2 protein-coding genes and 1 pseudogene are annotated in these 1,524 nt (G+C 26.7%); all 3 read right to left on the bottom strand.

Features of this window, described 5'->3' with window-relative positions; translation table 11 throughout:
* A partial coding sequence (locus AMN84_RS04750; RefSeq protein WP_143755558.1) for an MBL fold metallo-hydrolase occupies positions 1–387 on the bottom strand: 387 nt, incomplete at its 3' end.
* 115 nt (positions 388–502) lie between these two features.
* Positions 503–1,153, bottom strand: coding sequence for a TatD family hydrolase (locus AMN84_RS04745; RefSeq protein WP_256998165.1), 651 nt, complete (start codon positions 1,151–1,153; stop codon positions 503–505).
* A pseudogene (locus AMN84_RS05090) lies at positions 1,150–1,524 on the bottom strand (methionine--tRNA ligase); the annotation flags it as partial. The pseudogene AMN84_RS05090 and the gene AMN84_RS04745, both read right to left, overlap by 4 nt.

Raw genomic sequence — 1,524 nt, 5'->3', positions numbered from 1 at the left:
TTTTAAAGTTGAAGGATATTCACGAGAATTGCTTTTAAAACAATAAGAAAAAGTCTTATTTAAATATTTCTGCGTTGGTAAATCTGCATATATATCGACAGGTTTTCTATTTTTTAAGTAAAAGACTCTTAAATCATTAATTCCATGTGTTTGGTCAGCGTGCATGTGTGAAAACAAAACTTTATCAATATTTGTAATCTTATTGTTTATTAATTGTTGTCTCATATCTGGAGAAGTATCTATAATTATATTCAATGACTTGCCCTGAATTAATGCCGAACATCTTGTTCTTATATTCTTTTTATTGTTAGGATTACAATTTCCAAAGTTGCCATCAGGCCTTGGTACTCCCATTGAACTTCCACATCCTAAAATTGTAAATCTCATGAATTATTTAGAAAATAAAGTATTAAAATTATTTGTTGTAAGTATTATCAGTTTATCTAATTCAATATTTCTAAGATTAGCAAGTTTTTGTGCTGTAAATTTGATGAACGAAGGTTCATTTTTTTTTACCTCTATTTGGCTCTGGAGATAGAAAAGGACTGTCTGTTTCTATTAAAAGTTTATCTTCAGGAATTTTTTTAAAAGTCTCCTGTAATTCTGTTGACTTTTTAAAGGTAATTATGCCGCTTGCAGAAAAATAAGCGTTTAATGGAAGCAAATTTAAAGCAAAATCAGTTGATCCAGTGAAACAATGCATAAGAATTTTTAAATTTTTCTGATAATTCTTTTTAAGAATATCATAGGTTTCATTCTCTGCATTTCTTGAATGAATGATTAAAGGAATGTTAAGGTCCATTGCAGCTTCAATGTGATTTTGAAAACTCTTCAATTGTGCATCTTTATCGCTATTATTGTAATAAAAATCTAAACCAGTCTCCCCTACTCCAATAATCTTCTTGTTCATACTTACTTTTTTTACAATTTCATCTTTTTTGACAAAATAATTTTTTGTTTCGTGTGGATGAATCCCGAAAGTTCCATAGATCATTGGATCCTTAGACACAATATCAAGAATGTCATTATATCCACTACTAGTAGTACAAATAGTTAATATTTTTTCAAGACCTACATCTTTTGCTCTAGTCAGGACCTGACTTAAATTAGATATAAGAGGTTCTCTATCTAAATGGCAATGTGAATCTATCATTTTTTTATTTTTTCAAACAAAATACCAAGCTTTATTATTTCTTTTTTATCTTTTAAATATTCGTTATTACTTATTGTGTCAAATTTTATATCTTTTTCCTTCATAGAAAAAATATTCAGGACTTTTAAAGAAGTATTAGGAATAATTGGATATAGTAAAATTGAAATTTTTCTAATTAATTCAAGAGATACAAACACAATTGTATTCAATCTTAGTTTATCATCTTTCTTCGTCCAAGGTGCTTGATCATTAAAATATTTATTTGCTTTAAATAATTGATTTACAACATACTCAACATAGTAATTTATGTTTTGGTCATTAATTTCTTTTTCTATATTTTCTAAATTTTCTTTGAAATCATTAAGAATATT

Source organism: Candidatus Pelagibacter communis (assembly GCF_001180105.1).
In the GTDB taxonomy this organism is placed as follows: domain Bacteria; phylum Pseudomonadota; class Alphaproteobacteria; order Pelagibacterales; family Pelagibacteraceae; genus Pelagibacter; species Pelagibacter ubique_K.
The sequence above is the reverse complement of the archived record's forward strand: the minus strand, read 5'-3'. Positions and strand labels throughout refer to the sequence as shown.

Bases quoted from the DNA above. Each gene is read 5' to 3' on its own strand.
- AMN84_RS04745 (WP_256998165.1), bottom strand. From the start codon at position 1,153: ATGATAGATTCACATTGCCATTTAGATAGAGAACCTCTTATATCTAAT.